The organism is Psychrobacter sp. 1Y4, from assembly GCF_051847555.1.
On sequence record NZ_JBPYDE010000609.1, the window covers coordinates 1 to 680 of the forward strand.

The window sequence follows — 680 nt, forward strand, 5'->3', positions numbered from 1 at the left end:
CACCTGGAAAAGCAGAACAGGCTTCTGGTGCAGAAACAGCGGCTAGAGTTGAAGCTGTAAACAATGAGGTTGTCGATGTCGAAGCTGTTGATGTGGTCAACAAAGCCAATAGCATTGCTTATTTAAGTAAGCAGGCAAACACCGCTGCCCAAAGCAAGGGTATGCTAGTACGGGAGTTTTTAGGCATACGTTGGATTGAGGATGAGGGCCAATGGCAGCTGCGCTTTAAAACAGATAAGGACATTGGTAAAAAAGGCGGTGCATCATCCATCACGGTCAATGCAAAAACGGGTAGCGTTGAACAGGTGAACTTTGGCTACCAAAACTCATCATTTGGTAGCAAAACCAACAATTGGTTGTTGACACTACATATGGGTCATATTAGCCATGGCATTGGCCACTTACTGTATCAAATATTTTTAGCACTGGTAGGTTTGGCTGTGACAGTGTTGTCAGTTACTGGCGTCTATCTGTGGTGGAAAGGGCGTCAAAGTCGATTGAAGGCGTTGCAAAAGGGTAGGTAATATTGCCAGATTTCTAGGGTATATTTTTATTTAGATAGCTATCTGTTGAATCAAAGGTATGCCCTAGTTATCACTTTAATAACAAAAATATGTCGTATGCTATGCAGACAGTAAAAATGAAGTAAGCAAACTTTTCACCTAGCATGACCCACCTAT

Annotated in this window: 1 protein-coding gene; it reads left to right on the forward strand. The window is 42.4% G+C overall.

Going from position 1 to position 680, the window contains the following annotated elements:
• Positions 1 to 524: PepSY domain-containing protein (locus ACS8FC_RS17870; RefSeq protein WP_439297780.1), on the forward strand; the 524-nt coding region annotated here is incomplete at its 5' end.
• Positions 525 to 680: the final 156 nt, after the last annotated feature.